This window comes from Ralstonia sp. 25mfcol4.1 (genome assembly GCF_900104095.1).
Lineage (GTDB): Bacteria > Pseudomonadota > Gammaproteobacteria > Burkholderiales > Burkholderiaceae > Cupriavidus.
Map to the genome: position 1 here is coordinate 543,893 of NZ_FNJO01000002.1, position 17,756 is coordinate 561,648.

20 protein-coding genes and 1 other RNA gene are annotated in these 17,756 nt (G+C 65.6%); 9 read left to right on the plus strand and 12 right to left on the minus strand.

The genetic code is table 11. From position 1 onward, the window contains the following. Positions 1 to 50 precede the first annotated feature (50 nt). The 6 genes from BLQ58_RS05540 (at position 51) to BLQ58_RS05565 (ending at position 5,397) form a co-directional block, all read left to right on the plus strand. Positions 51 to 1,223 carry a glycerophosphodiester phosphodiesterase gene (locus tag BLQ58_RS05540; protein WP_092595330.1) on the plus strand — a complete coding sequence of 391 codons (1,173 nt, stop codon included), beginning with the start codon at positions 51 to 53 and terminating at the stop codon, positions 1,221 to 1,223. A 54-nt stretch (positions 1,224 to 1,277) separates the two neighbouring features. Then, positions 1,278 to 1,859 (plus strand): Holliday junction branch migration protein RuvA, encoded by a 582-nt coding sequence (gene ruvA / locus BLQ58_RS05545; protein WP_092595332.1) that lies wholly within the window; start codon positions 1,278 to 1,280, stop codon positions 1,857 to 1,859. Positions 1,860 to 1,944: 85 nt separating this feature from the next. Further along, a complete protein-coding gene (ruvB, locus tag BLQ58_RS05550; RefSeq protein WP_092595334.1) occupies positions 1,945 to 3,012 on the plus strand; it encodes a Holliday junction branch migration DNA helicase RuvB in 1,068 nt (355 codons plus the stop codon). Between the two features lie 240 nt (positions 3,013 to 3,252). Beyond that, positions 3,253 to 3,843, plus strand: a complete 591-nt coding sequence (locus BLQ58_RS05555) for a hypothetical protein (protein WP_092595336.1) — start codon at positions 3,253 to 3,255, stop codon at positions 3,841 to 3,843. Between the two features lie 64 nt (positions 3,844 to 3,907). Further along, positions 3,908 to 4,495: a BPSL1445 family SYLF domain-containing lipoprotein gene (locus BLQ58_RS05560; RefSeq protein ID WP_092595338.1), complete on the plus strand. Its 588-nt coding sequence runs from the start codon at positions 3,908 to 3,910 to the stop codon at positions 4,493 to 4,495. Positions 4,496 to 4,662: 167 nt separating this feature from the next. Beyond that, positions 4,663 to 5,397: a queuosine precursor transporter gene (locus BLQ58_RS05565; protein ID WP_092595340.1), complete on the plus strand. Its 735-nt coding sequence runs from the start codon at positions 4,663 to 4,665 to the stop codon at positions 5,395 to 5,397. A 30-nt stretch (positions 5,398 to 5,427) separates the two neighbouring features. Here BLQ58_RS05565 and BLQ58_RS05570 read toward each other — a convergent pair whose 3' ends face one another. The 4 genes from BLQ58_RS05570 to tyrS are packed head-to-tail and all read right to left on the minus strand — an operon-like array spanning position 5,428 to position 8,543. Next, complete coding sequence (locus BLQ58_RS05570) at positions 5,428 to 6,102, minus strand: histidine phosphatase family protein (RefSeq protein WP_092595342.1); 675 nt, start codon at positions 6,100 to 6,102, stop codon at positions 5,428 to 5,430. A gap of 54 nt (positions 6,103 to 6,156) precedes the next feature. Beyond that, positions 6,157 to 6,804, minus strand: coding sequence for a YbhB/YbcL family Raf kinase inhibitor-like protein (locus BLQ58_RS05575; RefSeq protein WP_092595344.1), 648 nt, complete (start codon positions 6,802 to 6,804; stop codon positions 6,157 to 6,159). A gap of 19 nt (positions 6,805 to 6,823) precedes the next feature. Then, the gene (gene dtd, locus BLQ58_RS05580; RefSeq protein ID WP_092595346.1) at positions 6,824 to 7,294 is read right to left on the minus strand and encodes a D-aminoacyl-tRNA deacylase; all 471 of its coding nucleotides are present in this window, start codon (positions 7,292 to 7,294) and stop codon (positions 6,824 to 6,826) included. Positions 7,295 to 7,301: 7 nt separating this feature from the next. After that, entirely contained in the window at positions 7,302 to 8,543 is a 1,242-nt protein-coding gene (gene tyrS / locus BLQ58_RS05585) for a tyrosine--tRNA ligase (RefSeq protein ID WP_092595348.1), read from the minus strand. A 216-nt stretch (positions 8,544 to 8,759) separates the two neighbouring features. Here tyrS and BLQ58_RS05590 point away from each other — a divergent pair, with 216 nt between their 5' ends. Then, positions 8,760 to 10,154, plus strand: coding sequence for a M23 family metallopeptidase (locus tag BLQ58_RS05590; RefSeq protein ID WP_092595350.1), 1,395 nt, complete (start codon positions 8,760 to 8,762; stop codon positions 10,152 to 10,154). A gap of 3 nt (positions 10,155 to 10,157) precedes the next feature. Beyond that, positions 10,158 to 11,297 (plus strand): anhydro-N-acetylmuramic acid kinase, encoded by a 1,140-nt coding sequence (locus BLQ58_RS05595; protein WP_092595352.1) that lies wholly within the window; start codon positions 10,158 to 10,160, stop codon positions 11,295 to 11,297. Positions 11,298 to 11,368: 71 nt separating this feature from the next. On the opposite strand, the gene erpA is transcribed toward BLQ58_RS05595, so the two are convergent. The 5 genes from erpA to rplM form a co-directional block, all read right to left on the minus strand. After that, positions 11,369 to 11,737, minus strand: coding sequence for an iron-sulfur cluster insertion protein ErpA (gene erpA / locus BLQ58_RS05600; protein ID WP_066739489.1), 369 nt, complete (start codon positions 11,735 to 11,737; stop codon positions 11,369 to 11,371). A 99-nt stretch (positions 11,738 to 11,836) separates the two neighbouring features. Next, complete coding sequence (locus tag BLQ58_RS05605) at positions 11,837 to 12,385, minus strand: bactofilin family protein (RefSeq protein ID WP_092595354.1); 549 nt, start codon at positions 12,383 to 12,385, stop codon at positions 11,837 to 11,839. A gap of 23 nt (positions 12,386 to 12,408) precedes the next feature. Next, positions 12,409 to 13,164, minus strand: a complete 756-nt coding sequence (locus BLQ58_RS05610) for a DUF6776 family protein (RefSeq protein ID WP_092595356.1) — start codon at positions 13,162 to 13,164, stop codon at positions 12,409 to 12,411. A 241-nt stretch (positions 13,165 to 13,405) separates the two neighbouring features. Continuing rightward, positions 13,406 to 13,798: a 30S ribosomal protein S9 gene (rpsI, locus tag BLQ58_RS05615; RefSeq protein WP_066739492.1), complete on the minus strand. Its 393-nt coding sequence runs from the start codon at positions 13,796 to 13,798 to the stop codon at positions 13,406 to 13,408. Between the two features lie 14 nt (positions 13,799 to 13,812). Then, entirely contained in the window at positions 13,813 to 14,241 is a 429-nt protein-coding gene (gene rplM, locus BLQ58_RS05620) for a 50S ribosomal protein L13 (protein WP_019447062.1), read from the minus strand. A 762-nt stretch (positions 14,242 to 15,003) separates the two neighbouring features. Between rplM and BLQ58_RS05625 the strand changes: the two genes are divergently transcribed. Beyond that, a complete protein-coding gene (locus BLQ58_RS05625) occupies positions 15,004 to 15,426 on the plus strand; it encodes an OsmC family protein (RefSeq protein WP_092595358.1) in 423 nt (140 codons plus the stop codon). 97 nt (positions 15,427 to 15,523) lie between these two features. Here BLQ58_RS05625 and rnpB read toward each other — a convergent pair. The 3 genes from rnpB to pyrC all read right to left on the minus strand — a co-directional run bounded on the left by rnpB (position 15,524) and on the right by pyrC (position 17,746). Beyond that, positions 15,524 to 15,868, minus strand: an RNA gene (rnpB, locus tag BLQ58_RS05630) — RNase P RNA component class A. A gap of 34 nt (positions 15,869 to 15,902) precedes the next feature. Further along, complete coding sequence (locus tag BLQ58_RS05635; RefSeq protein WP_092595360.1) at positions 15,903 to 16,706, minus strand: DUF3025 domain-containing protein; 804 nt, start codon at positions 16,704 to 16,706, stop codon at positions 15,903 to 15,905. A gap of 5 nt (positions 16,707 to 16,711) precedes the next feature. After that, the gene (pyrC, locus tag BLQ58_RS05640; protein WP_029051560.1) at positions 16,712 to 17,746 is read right to left on the minus strand and encodes a dihydroorotase; all 1,035 of its coding nucleotides are present in this window, start codon (positions 17,744 to 17,746) and stop codon (positions 16,712 to 16,714) included. Between the last annotated feature and the right edge of the window lie 10 nt (positions 17,747 to 17,756).

The window sequence follows — 17,756 nt, forward strand, 5'->3', positions numbered from 1 at the left end:
CCTGCGTCGCTTAGAATCGGCGTTCGAGAGCCCGCTCAGGAACGCCCCAGATGCCGCAATCCCTCGTTTTCCGATTTTCACTGGCTGCCGCCACGGCCACGCTGGTCGCCGGCTGTGTCACCGCGCCGCGCGCGCCGGTTTCCACCGCGACACCGCCCGCCGCGGCGCCCGCACCGGCCGCCCCGGCCCCCGCACCCGCTCCGGCGCTGGTCATCGGTCATCGCGGCGCCAGCGCCGTGCGGCCAGAGCACACGCTGGCGTCGTACCAGAAGGCCATCGACGACGGCGCCGACATCATCGAGCCGGATCTCGTCGCCACGAAAGACGGCGTGCTGGTGGCCCGCCACGAGAACGACATCACCGGCACCACCAACGTGGCCGAGGTGCCCGAGTTTGCCGGCCGCCGCCGCATCAAGGTCATCGACGGCGAACGCATCGACGGCTGGTTCACCGAGGATTTCACGCTGGCCGAACTCAAGACGCTGCGCGCCCGCGAGCGCATCCCCAAGCTGCGGCCCTACAACGCCAAGCTCGACGACCAGTTCGAAATCCCCACCTTCGACGAAATCCTGAAGCTGGCGGCGCAGGCGTCCGGCCGCCGCGGCAGCCCGGTGGGCATCTATCCCGAACTGAAGCATCCGAGCTACTTCCGCGGCATCGGCCTGCCGCTCGAAGAAAAGCTCGCCGCCACGCTGCAGGGCAATGCCTACGCGAAAACCGCGCCGGTGTACGTGCAGTCGTTCGAAGTGGGCCCGCTGCGTACCATGAAGCGGTTGCTGGGCAGCGCCATGCCGAACGTGAAGATCGTGCAGCTGATCGGCAACGCCAGGCAGCGCCCCGCCGACTGGCGGCTGGCCGGCGACAGCCGCACCTATGCGTCGATGCTGACGCCGCTGGGGCTGCGCGAGGTGGCCACCTACGCCAACGGCATCGGCCCCGAGAAGAACCTTGTGATTCCGCGCGACGCCCGGGGCGGCCTGGCGGCGCCCACACCGCTGGTAGCCAACGCGCATGCCGCCGGGCTGGTGGTGCACCCGTACACGTTCCGTCCCGAGAACAGCTTCCTGCCGAAGACGCTGCGCGCCCCCGGCGACGATGCCACCCGCAACCCGGACGGCATGGTGCGCGAGGTACAGGCCTTCCTGGCCGCCGGCATCGACGGTTTCTTCACGGACGACCCCGCGCTGGGGCGTCGCGCCGTGGCCACGCCGGCCGGCCAGTAACCCCACGGGCCGCGCTACACTGGCGGCCAAAATTCGCACCTGAACACATCCATCATGATCGGACGCATCGCCGGCACCCTGCTTGAAAAGAATCCCCCGCATCTGCTGGTCGACTGCCACGGCGTCGGCTACGAGATCGATGTGCCGATGAGCACCTTCTACAACCTGCCCGCCACGGGCCAGCCCGTGGTGCTGCTGACGCAGCAGATCATCCGCGAGGACGCCCACCTGCTGTTCGGCTTCGGCAGCGCCACCGAGCGCAACACCTTCCGGGAACTGATCAAGATCACCGGCATCGGCGCGCGCATGGCGCTGGCCGTGCTGTCCGGCCTGTCCGTGCCCGAACTGGCACAGGCCGTGACGATGCAGGAAGCCGGACGTCTGACGAAGATTCCCGGCATCGGCAAGAAGACCGCCGAGCGCCTGCTGCTGGAGCTGAAGGGCAAGCTGGGCGCCGACCAGGGCCACGTGCCCGGTGCCGCGCCCGTGCCCGACAGCGCCGTCGACGTGCTCAACGCCTTGCTGGCGCTCGGGTATTCGGAGAAGGAAGCCGCGCAGGCAATCAAGCAGGTGCCGGCCGGCACAGGCGTGTCCGAGGGCATCAAGCTCGCGCTCAAGGCACTGTCAAAGGGATGACGCTGCCCGCACGGGATGACGCTGCGTTGCCGCCGGGCCGCAAGCACCGGCAGCGTAGAATGGCGTCATATAGCCTTCCACTGCCATGATCGAAACCGACAAGCTGACCGGCGAGCGCCCGCCGGAGCGCGTAATCTCCGCCACCCCCGCCTCCACCCAGGAAGAAGCCTTCGAGCGCGCGCTGCGCCCGAAGCTGCTCGACGAATACGTCGGGCAGGAAAAGGTGCGTGGCCAGCTCGACATCTTCATGCATGCGGCCCGCAAGCGTCGCGAGGCGCTGGACCACGTGCTGCTGTTCGGCCCGCCGGGCCTGGGCAAGACCACGCTCGCCCACATCATCGCGCGCGAAATGGGCGTGAACCTGCGTCAGACGTCGGGCCCCGTACTGGAGCGGCCCGGCGACCTGGCCGCGCTGCTGACCAACCTCGAAGCCCACGACGTCCTGTTCATCGACGAAATCCACCGCCTGTCGCCCGTGGTGGAAGAAATCCTGTACCCGGCGCTGGAGGACTACCAGATCGACATCATGATCGGCGAGGGCCCGGCCGCGCGTTCGGTCAAGCTCGACCTGCAGCCGTTCACGCTGGTGGGCGCCACCACGCGCGCCGGCATGCTGACCAACCCGCTGCGCGACCGCTTCGGCATCGTGGCACGGCTGGAGTTCTATACGGCCGACGAACTGGCGCGCATCGTCACGCGGTCGGCGCAACTGCTCAACGCCACCATCGATGCTGGCGGCGCGCTCGAAATCGCACGTCGCGCGCGTGGCACCCCGCGTATCGCCAACCGGCTGCTGCGCCGCGTGCGCGACTTCGCCGAGGTCAAGAGCGACGGCACGATCACGCGCGAACTGGCCGACGCGGCGCTGGCGATGCTCGACGTGGACAGCGTCGGCTTCGACCTGATGGACCGCAAGCTGCTGGAGGCCGTGCTGCACAAATTCGATGGCGGCCCGGTGGGCGTGGACAACCTGGCAGCCGCCATCGGCGAAGCCCGCGACACGATCGAGGACGTGCTGGAGCCCTACATGATCCAGCAGGGCTACCTGCAGCGGACCCCGCGCGGCCGGGTAGCCACCGCCGCCGCCTATCGCCATTTCGGACTGGCGTCGCCGCAGAGCGACCGCGGCGACGGCGACGGCACCCTACTCTGACAGGCACCACGGCCCCGGTGGCCCCGGTGGCACCCGGCGGTGCAACAGCCGCCCTCGCAGCCCGTTCGCGCGGCCGTCTGACCCAGGCCCCGAAGCCTCCGCGCGTGCGGCCGTGCGCCAATTAAACGTTTTCGGAAACCCCTGCAAGTTTTTTCGAAGTGGATTGATGGCTTATGGCCAGTTGTCCACAATGGCTCCATCCTTTTTACAAAATGCGCGCCCGCGCCAACAAGGACAGCCATGAAAATCAGAGCCCAGCACGCCCTTTCCATTGCCGCCTGCATGATGTTCGCCTGGGGCGGCGCCGCCCAGGCCCAGAAACCATCGACCCCCGCGCCCATCGGCGTGGCCGAGGAAGCGGTGGTCAGCGGCCGGGTCGTCAATGTCGATCCCGACTCGAAGGCCGTGCTGGTCAAGGGCCCGGGCGGCAACCTCGTCGAAATCATCGCGGGAGACGAAGCCAAGAACATCGGCAACGTCAAAAAGGGCGACATCGTCACACTGACACGTGGCGCGGCCGTGGTGGCCGGGCTGGAGCCGATCGGCAGCAAGGACACCGCGCTGATGGAACAGGTCGAGCGCATCTCTCACGCGCCCGAGGGCGGCAAGCCCGGCGTCATGCGCGAAATCACGACCACCATTACCGCACAAGTCACCAATGTGGATGTTGCCAAGCGCACAGTCACGTTCCGCGGCCCGCGTGAGACTCTGCGCACCGTAAAGGTCCAGGACCCGGGCATCGATCTCGCCAGTATCAAGAAGGGCCAGATGGCCAAGTTCGTGATCAAGGAAGTCGTGGCGATCACGGTCAAGGCACCAACCGCTGGCTGACCGGTCCGGCAACCCTGCCGCATCGCCTCTGACGCAGTACCTTTCCCCTCCAGGAGAACAACAAATGGATCGACGTCAGTTTGTCACCCGGGTTGCCGGGTCGGGCCTGCTGGTCGCCACGGCCGCCTTTGCTGCCGGTTGCACGACGACGGGCACCAAAGCGGGTACCGATGCGGCTGCCCAGCGCAGAGAAATCGACGCTGGCGTCGATGGGGCGCTGAACCGGCTCTATTCTTCGGTGAAGAGCGCCCAGGAGCTGGGCAACCGTGCGCAAGGCATCCTGGTGTTCCCGCGCGTGCTGTCCGGCGGACTCGTGATCGGTGGCGAGTATGGCGATGGCGCGCTGCGCAGCAAGGGCGCCACGCACGGCTACTACCGGACGATTGCGGGTTCCATCGGCCTGACCGCCGGCGGCCAGTCCCGCTCGGTCATCATCATGTTCATGACGCCCGAGGCGTACGACAAGTTCGTGCAGTCGAAGGGCTGGACCGTCGGGGCCGATGCCAGCGTGGCGCTGGCCAAGGTGGGCGCCAATGGCACGATCGACACCGTGACGGCGCAGCAGCCTGTCATTGCCTTCGTCCAGACCAACGCGGGGGCGATGGTCGACGTGTCGCTGAACGGCGCGAAGATCAGCAAGCTCGACATCTGACCGGCCTGGCTCCCGCCCCGCCTTGCCGGGGCGGCCAGGCACGCGGCAGATGGGAAACGCCCGGCTTCGGCCGGGCTTTTTCATGGGCGCGCCACGCGCACGCGTCGCCACTGGCATAATCGCGCGAATTGCGACGCCCCCGCGCTGCCCGCCTCCGGATGCCACCCATGCAAGAACCGCTTGCCGCCACCGCCGCCTCCGGCCATTCCGGACGCGTCTATCGCTACTACGACCTCGTGATGGTGGCCTTTGTCACGGTGCTGCTGTGCTCGAACCTGATCGGTGCGGCCAAGGCGGCGCAGGTCACGCTGCCGGTGATCGGGCCGGTCACGTTCGGCGCGGGCGTGCTGTTCTTCCCGGTCTCGTACATTTTTGGCGACGTGCTCACCGAGGTCTACGGCTACGGCCGCGACCGGCGCGTGGTCTGGGCCGGCTTTGCCGCACTGGCGTTTGCCACGTTCATGGCCTTCGTCGTGCTGCGCATGCCCGTGGCGCCATTCATGATCGACTACCAGAAAAGCCTGGAAGACGTGTTCGGCAACACCTGGCGCATTGCGTTGGGATCCCTGATCGCGTTCTGCTGTGGCAGTTTCGCCAATAGCTACACCCTGGCAAAGATGAAGCTCTGGACCGGCGGCCGCTGGCTCTGGACACGGACGATCGGCTCGACCCTGGCGGGCGAGCTCGTCGATTCATCGCTGTTCTACGTGATTGCGTTCTACGGCATCTGGCCGCTGGAAAAGGTCATCCAGGTGGCCATCGCCCAGTACATCCTGAAGACCGGCTGGGAGGTCGTGATGACCCCCGTGACCTACAAGGTGGTGGGATTCCTGAAGAGGGCGGAGAACGAGGACTGGTACGACCGGAACACCGATTTCACGCCGTTCCGGCTGCGCGTGTAGGCGTTCGGCCTTGATAGCGCGCACCGCGTATCACGGTACGCGGCGATCGACCTCGTCCAGCGTCAGCGCCTCGAGGTGGCTGACATCGGCCCATTGCAGCAGCGTCAGGTTGGCACTGTCGCATCGCAGCCGGTTGACGCTGGCGTTCAGCAGCTCGTGCGAGCGCGGCGCCTCCAGCGTCATGCCGGTAGCCTCGCGATAGAGGCAATCGAGCACACCGCCGTGGGCCACCAGCGCGATCCGTTCGCCCGGATGGCGGCGCGACAGCGACAGCGCCACCTCCACCGCCCGCTCGTGGAATTCGCGCAGCGATTCACCGGCCGGCGGCGCGTAGTCGGGCACGCGCGCCTGCCAGCGCGCAAAGTCGTCGGGCCGCTTTTCCGCCACTTCCGCATACGTCATGCCTTCGAGCTCGCCGTAGCAGCGTTCGCGCAGGCGCGGCTCGGCGCGCACGGACAAACCCAGCGCCTGCGCCAGCGGCGTGGCCGTTTCGAATGCACGTCCCAGATCGCTGGTGTACACCGCATCGATCGGCTCGCCGGTCAGGGCTTCGGCCAGCGCGCGGGCCTGGGCGCGGCCCGTGTCGTTCAGCGGAATGTCGATCTGGCCCTGCAGCCGCCGTTCGCGGTTCCAGGCCGTCTCGCCATGGCGGATCACGATCAGGTGGGTGTAGGCCAGCGACTGCGGGCCGTTACTTTGCAACATGCCGGTTCCTTGGGGGCGACGGATTTGGCGGAGTGTGGCGCGGCGACTGCCGGCTTACTTCACCAGCTTCGGGTTCAGCGTGTAGGTGCCGGTGTAGCTGGCCTGCGCCAGCACATGGCCGTCGATCGCGCGGCGCACGTCGGCGCCGGTGAACTTGCCCTCCACCGGCACACGATCGATGTCGAGCGCATACACGGTGAACACGTAGCGGTGCGCGATGGCATCGTTCCACGGCGGGCAGGGGCCGTCGTAGCCGAAGTAGTCGCCCTTCATGTCGGGGTCGTTGGCGAACCAGCCCGTGTAGTCGTTCAGGCCGTGGCGCAGGCCGCCGGCCGTGGCGGTGCCCACCAGCGCCTCGGGGCCTGGCTTGCCACGCGCGATCACGCCGTCGCTATGCGTGCCGGCCGAGATCGTGCTCAGGCCGGGCGGAATATCGACCAGCACCCAGTGGAAAAAGTCCACGCGCGGCAGCGACGCCGGCACTTCGCGGCCTTCCTGGTTCACGTCATCGCCCTTGCTGGGCACATCGGGGTCGTGGACGATCAGCGCGAACGACCGGGTGCCGGCCGGGAAGTCTTCCCAGTGCAGGTCCGGGTTGCGGTTCGACGACAACGCCACATGGCTGGCGGCATCGGGTACGCAGAAGGCAAACTCGCCGGGAATCGGCGCGTTGTCGGCAAAAGCCTTGCTCCAGAGTTTCATGAAGATCTCCTTCGATATGTCAGGCAGTTCCGGCCGGCGGCACGCGCAGCCAGAACGTCACGGGACCATCGTTGGTCAGGCTGACCTGCATCATGGCGCCGAATTCGCCGGTCTGGACCGACGGATGCGCGGCGCGTGCGCGGGTCACGAAATGATCATAGAGGCGGCGGCCGTCTTCCGGTGCCGCCGCCGGGGTGAAGCTGGGGCGCGTGCCGCTGTTGGTATCGGCGGCCAGCGTGAACTGGGACACCACCAGCAAGCCACCCGCCGTGCCCTGGCCGTCGATGTTCTGCACGGGCAGGTTCATCCTGCCCTCGGCATCGGAAAACACCCGGTACGACAGCAGCTTGGCCAGCAACCGTTCGGCCTGCGCCTCGGTGTCGCCGCGCTCGGCGCAGACCAGCGCCAGCAGGCCGGCGCCGATTTCGCCGGTGGTGCGGCCGTCCACGGTCACGCGCGCCTGGGATACGCGCTGGATCAGGGCAATCATGGCCGCGTCAGGCCAGCGTCACGCGCGCAAAGCGGCGCTTGCCCACCTGCACGACGTATGTGCCGGCAGCGACCTTGACCGCCTTGTCGCTGACGGTCTCACCATCGATCTTCACGCCGCCCTGCTCGATATTGCGGTTTGCCTCCGACGTCGAGGGCACCAGGTTGGCCAGCTTGAGCAGCTGGCCGATGCCCAGCGGGGCGCCTTCCAGCGTCACGGCGGGGATGTCTTCGGGAATGCCGCCGCGGGCGCGGTGGTTGAAGGCCTCGAGCGCGGCTTCGGCAGCGGCCTGGCTGTGAAAGCGCGCGACGATTTCCTGCGCCAGCAACACCTTGCAGTCACGCGGGTTCCGGCCCGCGGCGATTTCTTCCTTCATCAGGTCGATCTCGCTCATCGGGCGGAACGACAGCAGCGTGAAGTACTGCCACATCAGGTCGTCCGAGATGCTCATCAGCTTGCCGAACATGTCGTTCGGGGCCTCGGTCACGCCGATGTAGTTGTTCTTGGACTTCGACATCTTCTCGACGCCGTCCAGACCCACCAGCAGCGGCATGGTCAGGATGCACTGCGACTCCTGGCCATACTCCTTCTGCAGCTCGCGCCCCACCAGCAGGTTGAACTTCTGGTCCGTGCCGCCAAGTTCGAGATCGGACTTCAGCGCCACCGAATCGTAGCCCTGCATGAGCGGATAAAGGAACTCATGGACCGAAATCGGAATCCCAGACCGGAACCGTTTGGTGAAGTCGTCACGCTCCATCATCCGGGCCACCGTGTATTTGGCTGCCAGCTGGATCATGCCGCGCGCGCCGAGCGGGTCGCACCACTCGCTGTTGTAGCGGATTTCGGTTTTCGCCGGATCGAGCACCAGGCTCGCCTGCTTGTAGTAGGTCTGGGCGTTGGCCTCGATCTGCTCGCGGGTAAGCGGCGGGCGGGTCGAATTGCGGCCGGACGGATCACCGATCGTCGACGTGAAGTCGCCGATGAGGAAGATCACCTGGTGGCCCAGGTCCTGGAGCTGGCGCAGCTTGTTCAGCACCACGGTGTGCCCGAGGTGGATATCGGGTGCCGTGGGGTCCAGGCCCAGCTTGATGCGCAGCGGCACGCCGGTGGCTTCGCTGCGGGCGAGCTTCTGGAGCCACTCGGTTTCAACCAGCAGCTCGTCGCAGCCGCGCTTGGTGATCTCCAGGGCGCGCATCACCGACGGCGTAAGTGGATAATTGGGCGCGGCGGCCGAGGACACTTCACTCATGACGTAAGTCTTTGAAATCTATAAGGAAATTGCGACGGACGGCCGGAGCGGTTCTGGTATAATCCGCGCTTCGTGCCAGACGGGTCATCCGTCGGCCAACCGCCACTCCAGGCGGCAATCAGACAACGCCCGCACCGCACCTCGGGGGAGGAAGGCAGACGAGAGATATCGTCGCGGCAGCGGCCTTGGCAATACCGAAAGCTTGAATTCTACGTGATGTGGTCTAGTCTCCGCGAAGTTTTCGCGCGTGAGCTGGTGGTCCTTGTTGACCCTACGAATCCCCAGCATACGCGCCGCCGCAAGCAGTTGACCGTTGCCGTCGGCACGGTCTTCACGCTTGGCATGGCGGCTGCGATGGGCGTTGCCCCCCGCAACGCCTACGATGATCCGCTCGCCCCGCGCGTGCTGCAGCCGCTGCGCATGCCCGACGTGCGCGAGCAACTTGAACAGTTGACGGAAGTCGACGGCAACAGCGTCTACGTGCGCCAGGAACGCATGCAGCGCGGCGACACCATCGCCACGCTGCTGCGCCGCCTTGGCGTGGAAGATCCCGACGCGCAGTCCTTCATCCTGAAGAATTCCACCGCCCGGGGCCTGTTCAACCTGAACCCCGGCCAGACCGTGCAGGCCGAGATCGACGACAGCAACCTGCTGGTGTCGCTGCAGGCCAACCTGGGCGGCGACGCCGCGGCATCGCGCGAACTGGTGATCGAGCGCGTGGCGCCGGCCAAGGAAGGCGGCGACTACACGTACAAGGCCCGCATCGCCACGGTCGAGAACGACCTGCACTACGAAATGGCGTCGGGCGCCATCGATACCAACGGCTTTTTCAAGTCGATGGACGCCGCCAACGTGCCTGACGAAGTGGTCAGCCAGATGATCTCGATCTTCTCGGGCGTGATCGACTTCCACCACGACATTGCGCGCGGCGATCGTTTCCGCATCGTCTACGAAGCCGGCTTCCGCGACGGCGCGTTCGTGCGCAACGGCCGCGTGGTGGCGATCGAGCTGATCAATCGCAACACGCTGTACCAGGCGCTCTGGTACGCGCCGCAGGACGGCGAGCCGGGTGCCTACTACACGTTCGACGGCCGCAGCATGAAGCGCCCGTTCCTGCGTTCGCCGGTGGAGTTCTCGCGCGTGTCGTCGGGTTTCGGCGGCCGCGACCATCCGCTCCACCACAAATGGGCGCAGCACAAGGGCGTGGATTTCGCCGCGCCGCAGGGCACCAAGGTGCTGGCGTCGGGCGAAGGTACGGTGGACTTCGTCGGGCAGCAGAACGGCTACGGCAACATCATCGTGCTGCAGCACGCCGGCGGCTATTCGACCTATTACGCCCACCTGTCCGGCTTCGCGGGCATCCGCGAGGGCCAGCATGTGAGCCAGGGCCAGGTGATCGGCTACGTGGGCTCCACAGGCTGGGCCACCGGGCCGCACCTGCATTACGAGTTCCGCTATAACGACGTGCCCCAGAACCCGCTGACGACGACGCTGATGGAAGCGCCGACGCTCACCGGCAAGTCGCGCGCCGAATTCCTGAACTATTCAAGCGCCATGCTGAGCCGCATCAACATGCTGCGCACCTATAACGTCCTGACCGCCAGCAACTGATCCATGTCCCTGCCTTCGGTGCCCAGCGACTGCTATATCGGCCTGATGTCGGGCACCAGCATGGACGGCGCGGATGGTGTGCTGGTGGATTTCTCCGGCGCCCATCCCGTCGTGCTGGCTGCCGCGCACGCGCCGTTTCCCCCGGCGTTGCGCGAAGCGTTCGGCGCGCTGCAGCAGCCCGGCGACGACGAGATCCATCGCGAGGCCCTGGCTGCCAACGGGCTGGCGCGCGTGTATGCCGAATGCGTGGCGGAGCTGTTGCGCGTGGCCGATGTCGCGCCCGAGCACGTGACCGCCATCGGCGCGCACGGCCAGACGATCCGCCATCGTCCCGGCCTGTATGACGGGACGGGCTACACGCGACAGACCCAGCATCCGGCCCTGCTGGCCGAGCTGACCGATATCGATGTGGTGGCCGACTTCCGCAGCCGTGACATCGCAGCCGGCGGCCAGGGTGCGCCGCTGGTGCCGGCCGTCCACGCGGCGCTGTTCGGCGCCCGCGATGAAACGCGCGTGGTCTGCAATATCGGCGGCATCTCCAATATCAGCATCCTGCCGGCCGCCCATTCCGGCCGCCCGGTGACGGGCTTCGACTGTGGTCCCGGCAATGCGCTGCTCGACCACTGGGTGCAGCAGCATCGCGGCCAGCCGTTCGACGATCGCGGTGCGTGGGGCGCCAGCGGCAGCGTCGATTCCGACCTGCTGTCACGCCTGCTGGCGGAGCCTTACTTCGGCGCGCCGCCGCCCAAGAGCACGGGGCGTGACCTGTTCCATCCGGAATGGCTGCAAGCGGTGCTGAACGGCCTGGCCCGCCAGATCGCCCCCGCCGATGTGCAGGCGACCCTGGCCACGCTGACGGCCACGGCCATCGCCCACGACGTGCGGACGCATGCCGGCAACGCGCGGCGCCTGATCGTTTGCGGCGGTGGCGCGCGCAATGACTACCTGATGGCGACGCTGGGCCGGTTGCTGCCGGGGATCACGGTCCAGACCACCGAGGATTTCGGGGTGCCGGTATCGCAGGTGGAAGCCATCGCCTTTGCGTGGCTGGCGCGGCAGTGCGTGCGCAGGGCGCCGGGGAACGTCCCGACGGTCACGGGCGCGGCGGGGCCGCGCGTGCTGGGCGCCATCTATCCGCGCTGACCTGCGGCCTGGCCGCTCTTTCGGGCATAAAAAAAGCGCACCGGAGTGCGCTTTTTCTTTGGCGAGATCGCTCAGACCGAGAACGACGAGCCGCAACCGCAGGTGGTCGAGGCGTTCGGGTTCTTGATCACGAACTGTGCGCCATTGATGTCTTCCTTGTAGTCGATCTCGGCGCCCACCAGGTACTGGTAGCTCATCGAGTCGATCAACAGGGTGACGCCATTCTTCACCAGCGTCGTGTCGTCTTCATTGACGTCTTCATCGAACGTGAAGCCGTACTGGAAGCCGGAGCAACCGCCGCCCTGCACGAACACGCGCAGCTTCAGCTCGGCATTGCCCTCTTCCTCGATCAGCTGCTTGACCTTGTCGGCGGCGCTGTCGGTAAAGACGAACGGTGCCGGCATTTCCTCGGTAACAGGTGCCTCTGCGACTGCGTTCATGGGGAATTCTCCTGGTTAGATACGCCCGTATTCTACGGGCTACTCACAAATCGTGCCGAAGCCCTGTGTTTTCAAGGGTCTCTGGGCGGGTGCGTCACCTCAGGCGGGCACGCTGGCGCTTTGGGTCGCCTTGTCTTCGCTTGGCTTGGCTTCGCTCGCCTTGTCTTCAGCCGTCCTGTCCTCAGCCACCTTGTCTTTCACCGTTTCCGCTTCCTGCGTCACTTCCGCTGTATCGGCCTGCGCTTCCTTGACCGCGGCGGGCGGCACATGGTTCGGCAAGGCCCGAATTTCACTTTGCACCAACGGCACCAGCCGGCCTTCGACAATGGCGCCCTGGTGCATTTCAAGCGCCGCATAACGCACTTCACCATACACCCGCGCATGAGGCTGCAGTTCGAGCAGTTCGGCGGCATGAACAGGGCCGGTTACGGTGCCGTTCAGGATCAGATGATCCACGCGCACCTCGCCCTCCACCACGCCCTTCTCGCTGATCACCAGCATGCTCGACTTGCCCTCGGCGGCCACGACATTGCCGCGCACGCGACCGTCCAGACGCAATCCCCCGGAAAAGGTCACATCGCCTTCGATGGCGGCGTCCTGGCCCACCAGCGTGTCGATGGACAGCGCCTTCTTCTTCGAAAACAGCATGTTGTACTCCCTCTTTGCGCGTACTACGGCGTGGCAGTCTGCGTCGTCCGAACCTGGCCGTTCTGGACGATGCGGACCGATACGGCACGGACTTCGGCATCCTGCGGAATCGCCAGGTCGCCTTCGATGCGTTGGTAATGCGTCAGCCGGATTGCCGGCAGCGGAGCATCGCCCGGTTGCGGCAACATCAAGGTTAACGGCTTGCCGTGACGATTACCCGAAATTGTGAATTGCACTTCACCCCGGAACTCGGGCTGCTCGACAAAGGCCTTTGACCCGCCCTGCATGACCAGCAGCCGGTAATGCAGGGCCCGGGGCTGCGTTTCATCCATGGCCACCCGGAAGCTCCGCACGTGGATACCGGACGTGTCCCCGGAAGCCGGCAGCAGGGATTCAAAGAATCCAAGATCCTCTTTCAGCTGTGCCACCTCGGCCTCGGCCGACTTGACCTGTTCAGCCATGCGTTCCTGCGCGGCACGCGCGATCTGCAGTCGGGCCTCGGCCGTGTTGGCGCTCTGCCGCAGGCTGTCGCGCTCGGCGGACACCTCTGCCAGTTGCTGGCGCAACAGTTGATGGGCCGCCTCCAGACCGGCGTCCGTTGCGCGCGGCGGCGCCGAACGGCGCCCTGCTTCATACGCTGACACGCCCGTGAGCACTCCAACCACGCACAGCAGCACTGCAACCAATAGCCAGTTTCGCCATGGCCGGTGGGTCCGGACAATGGCTCGCCCTGCCCGCAGCTTGCCGCGTGCACGCAGCGGCCGGTACTTCACCCCCATCGCGATATCCGCCAGGTAATCCTGTGACCCATCGTCTATTCCCCCGATCTGCAGGCCCGTGATTGTATCGCCGGGCGATCATTGCGCGAATGAAAAGTGTAAGAAATGGCAAGTCTGCATCAGGGTTGAGACGATATCGCGGGCGGACTGCGCGCGCGACAGACGAAAAAAAACCGCACGATGAATCGTGCGGTTTTTTGGGCTGCCAGATCCGGCGATGCCAGATCGGGACAACAGCGAATTAACGCTTCGAGAACTGCTTCCGGCGACGTGCCTTGTGCAGACCGACCTTCTTACGTTCGACTTCACGAGCGTCACGCGTCACGTAGCCAGCCTTCGACAGGGCCGACTTCAGCGTTGCATCGTAGTCGATCAGGGCGCGGGTGATGCCGTGGCGAACAGCACCGGCCTGGCCGGTTTCGCCACCGCCGGTCACGTTGACCTTGATGTCGAACGTTTCGGCGTGAGCGGTCAGTTCCAGCGGCTGGCGCACGATCATCAGCGAGGTTTCGCGAGCGAAATACTCTTTGATGGGCTTGCCGTTGACGATGATGTCGCCCTTGCCCGACTTGATGAAGACACGAGCCACAGCGCTCTTGCGGCGGCCAGTACCGTAATTCCAGTTACCGATCATGGATATTGGCCCCTTTAGATTTCCAGCACCTTGGGCTGCTGTGCGCTATGCGGATGCTCGCCTTCGGCATAAACCTTCAGCTTCTTGATCATCGCGTAGCCCAGCGGACCCTTCGGCAGCATGCCCTTGACAGCCTTTTCCAGGGCGCGGCCCGGGAAACGTTGCTGCATCTTGCCGAACGTGGTTTCGTAGATACCGCCCGGGTAACCCGAGTGACGGTAGTACTTCTTGTCCTGTTCCTTGGTACCCGTCACGCGCAGCTTGGCTGCATTGACGATGATGATGAAATCACCGGTGTCGACGTGAGGAGTGAATTCCGGCTTGTGCTTGCCGCGCAGTCGGCGTGCCACTTCGCTGGCAACACGGCCGAGGACCTTGTCCGTCGCGTCAATCACGTACCAGTCGCGCTTTACCTCTGCAGGCTTGGCGGAAAAGGTCTTCATGATTTTTTCCTGATTTTGAAAACTGCCCGAGATGACGGTCGCCGTTTTAGCGTCCTGTCAGCGGCCGGCCCTTTGGACCTGGCCTTCCTGCTTGTATCTGCAGGCTCTCCCTGAATCTTTTTCCGGGGGCAATGACCGGAAAGCCGACGATTATACTGGGCGTTCTCTCGATCGCACAAGCAAAGTTGTGGCTTTTCGTCAAGCAGGCAGCGCCGAACACCAGGCCAAAGCGCCGCTTGCGCCGCAATGACGGGCTGCGGGCCGGCGATAGGCCCTTGCAATCGACGAAAAAAAACCCAAGTCGTATTGGACTTGGGTTTGAATCCACCAAAGGAGGAGGGTGGAGGAGACACCGGGCGATCGACGGGGCCGGTCAGGGCGGGCGGTGCGGCGAGCGATTCGGGTACGTTACCGGCTTTCGCTTTCGCACTCTGGCGCGCTCATCAGCGCCGTCGTTCGATGGATTGAATTATACATACGGGCCTCCGGGATGCAAGAAAATTTGCACTGCGAAATCGCATATCATAATATGAAATGAAGAAGACACCGCTCGCAACACGGCAATATTCATATAATTCAATGACTTGACATGATTCCTTATGTGGCGCATAGACGCCACACTAGAGGAAACCTTCGGAATATTAGGGGTAATCCCGCACCCAAAGCCCACGTGGCGATTGCCCTATACTCGCGGAATGCAAGCGGCACGACGCGCGCCGGTGCGAGCGCAAAAACACCATCAGGAAACGAGGAACGAAAAAAATGGAATGCAAAGTGACATGGTCGGGCCCGGAAGGCATGAGCTTCATCGCCCAGACCGGCAGCGGACACCTTGTGGCGATGGACGGCGCGCCCGACGGCGGTGGCAACAACCTGGCACCGCGTCCGATGGAGATGGTGCTGCTGGGCACCGGCGGCTGCACCGCCTATGACGTGGTGCTGATCCTCAAGCGCGGGCGCCAGGACGTGCGCGGCTGCTCGGTCAAGCTCGACGCTGAACGCGCGGACGCCGACCCGAAGGTCTTCACCAAGATCAACTTCCACTTCACGGTGACGGGCAAGAACCTGGACCCCGCCAAGGTGGAGCGCGCCATCGAGCTGTCGCACGAAAAGTACTGCTCGGCATCGATCATGCTGGCCAAGACCGCCGAGATTACCCACACCACCGAGATCATCGAAGGCTGACCGGCCCGCGCGGCAGACCGCCCCCGCCTTCAACGCCGCCCTGAAAGCAAGACGCCCGGCGCAGAGCCCCTGCGCCGGGCGTTTTTTGTATCCGAAAGAGCAAAGCAGGCCGATAAGCCGGATTCTGTGCACGCCGCGTGCCTTTACAGGCGCACGGCATGTGACAACCATTCCTCTAGGCCGGCCGTTACCGGACGGCTCCAGCTCCCTACCCGCAGACTCGGCGGGCCGCTTCATCGTCTGCCTATTTGGGATTGCTCCAGGTGGAGGTTACCGCGTTTCACCCTTCCCGCCAGCCGAAGCCGGCGGCAAGACTCGTCTCTGTGGCCCTATTCCGCACGTTGCCGTGGATGGCTGTTAGCCAACACCCTGCCCTGTGGAGTCCGGACTTTCCTCCCCTCACCCCCTTGCGAGGGCAAGCAGCGATTGTCTGGCCTGCTTTGCGGGCCGCAGTCTAACACCGAAGTGGGCGACGGTCAGCCCTGCGTGGCCGGCGCGGCTGTGCGGCGGCCCGGCCGGAACACGCTGGTATCGGCGTAGAACGCCGGATCGGCGTTGCCATCGCACCAGCCCGGAATGCCCAGCACCGGCAATGGCGCGAAGCTGCGGCCGCCGGCAAGGCGGCTGGCGCTGGCCGCATCGGCGAGCGAGCCTGCCAGCAGCCGGTCGAGTCGGTCTAACGGGGTATCGGGCGCGGCCGGAATCCACCAGGCATGGGCCGTGACCGACTTGTACGGTTGGACCAGCTTTTCCAGCAGCGCATGGCCGAACGGCACCACGGTACATCGGGCGTGCCACGCGTTGCGCTGCGAGACAAACAGCTCGTGCCACGCAAACCCGCGCAGTGCGTCGAACAGCGTGGCATCCCGGCTCACGAAGATGACCGCGTTTTCGTCGAACAGCGTGGCTGCATCGCGCAGTCCACCCCGCACCTGGCCGACGCCGTCGCGCGCGATGGCCTCGGCCTGCAGCCGGTTCAGCAGGCGCTTGGTTTCGGGAAATTGCAGCCAGACCAGTGCGTTGAACGCGTCGTGGAGGTTATCGCGCGTCGGCACATGGCCGGTGGCGTGGATATGGGCCTCGTAGGCGACGCCCTCGGGCAGGTCGGCCTGGGGCACGAACCGCAGCGGCAGCCCTTGGGCGTTCCGCAGATGAGGCAGAGGCGCGGCGCACGCGTTCAGCGCCTGGCGCAAATCCCCGCCACTACGGGCCGGGGCGGACGCGGCGAACCCCGCAAAGGGCCGGAACCACGGCCGCGTCCAGTCGATGGCGGACAGCAAGCCGCTCAGCTCGCCTTCCAGCGCAGCGTTTCGCCGGCGCGCAGCGGCACCAGCGTGGTATCGCCGTACGGCAGTTCGGCGGGCAACTCCCAGTCTTCGCGCGTCAGCGTCAGCGTGCCGGTGTTGCGCGGCAGACCGTAGAACGCCGGACCGTTGAAGCTGGCGAACGCTTCGAGCTTGTCCAGCGCGCCGGCCGTGTCGAACGCCTCGGCGTACAGCTCCATCGCGTGCAGTGCCGTGTAGCAGCCGGCGCAGCCGCAGGCGTGTTCCTTCAGGCCCCGTGCGTGCGGCGCGCTGTCGGTGCCCAGGAAGAAGCGTTCGCTGCCCGACGTGGCCGCCTTCACCAGCGCGTCGCGGTGGATTTCGCGCTTGAGCACCGGCAGGCAGTAGTAATGCGGACGGATGCCGCCGGTGAAGATGGCATTGCGGTTGTAGAGCAGATGGTGCGCGGTGATGGTCGCGCCGATGGGGCCTTCGGCCTCGGCCACGTACTGGGCGGCATCGCGCGTGGTGATGTGCTCGAAGACCACCTTCAGCTCGGGCATGTCGCGGCGCAGCGGTTTCATCACACGGTCGATGAACACGGCTTCGCGGTCGAAGATGTCGATGTCGCCATCGGTCACCTCGCCGTGCACCAGCAGCGGAATGCCTTCGCGCTGCATCGCTTCCAGCGTCGGATAGCAGCGGCGGATATCGGTCACGCCGGCGTCGCTATTGGTGGTGGCGCCTGCCGGGTAAAGCTTCAGCGCATGCACGAAGCCGCTGGCCTTGGCCGCGACGATTTCCTCGGGCGGCAGGTTGTCGGTCAGGTACAGCGTCATCAGCGGCTCGAACGCCACACCGGCCGGCAGCGCGGCCAGGATGCGGTCGCGGTAGGCACGCGCCAGCTCGACCGTGGTCACGGGCGGCTTCAGGTTCGGCATGATGATGGCGCGCGCGAACTGGCGCGCCGTGTCGGGCAGCACCGCCGACAGCGCGGCGCCGTCGCGCACGTGCAGATGCCAGTCGTCGGGGCGGGTAATCGTAAGCGTCTGGGTCATGGGGACAAGC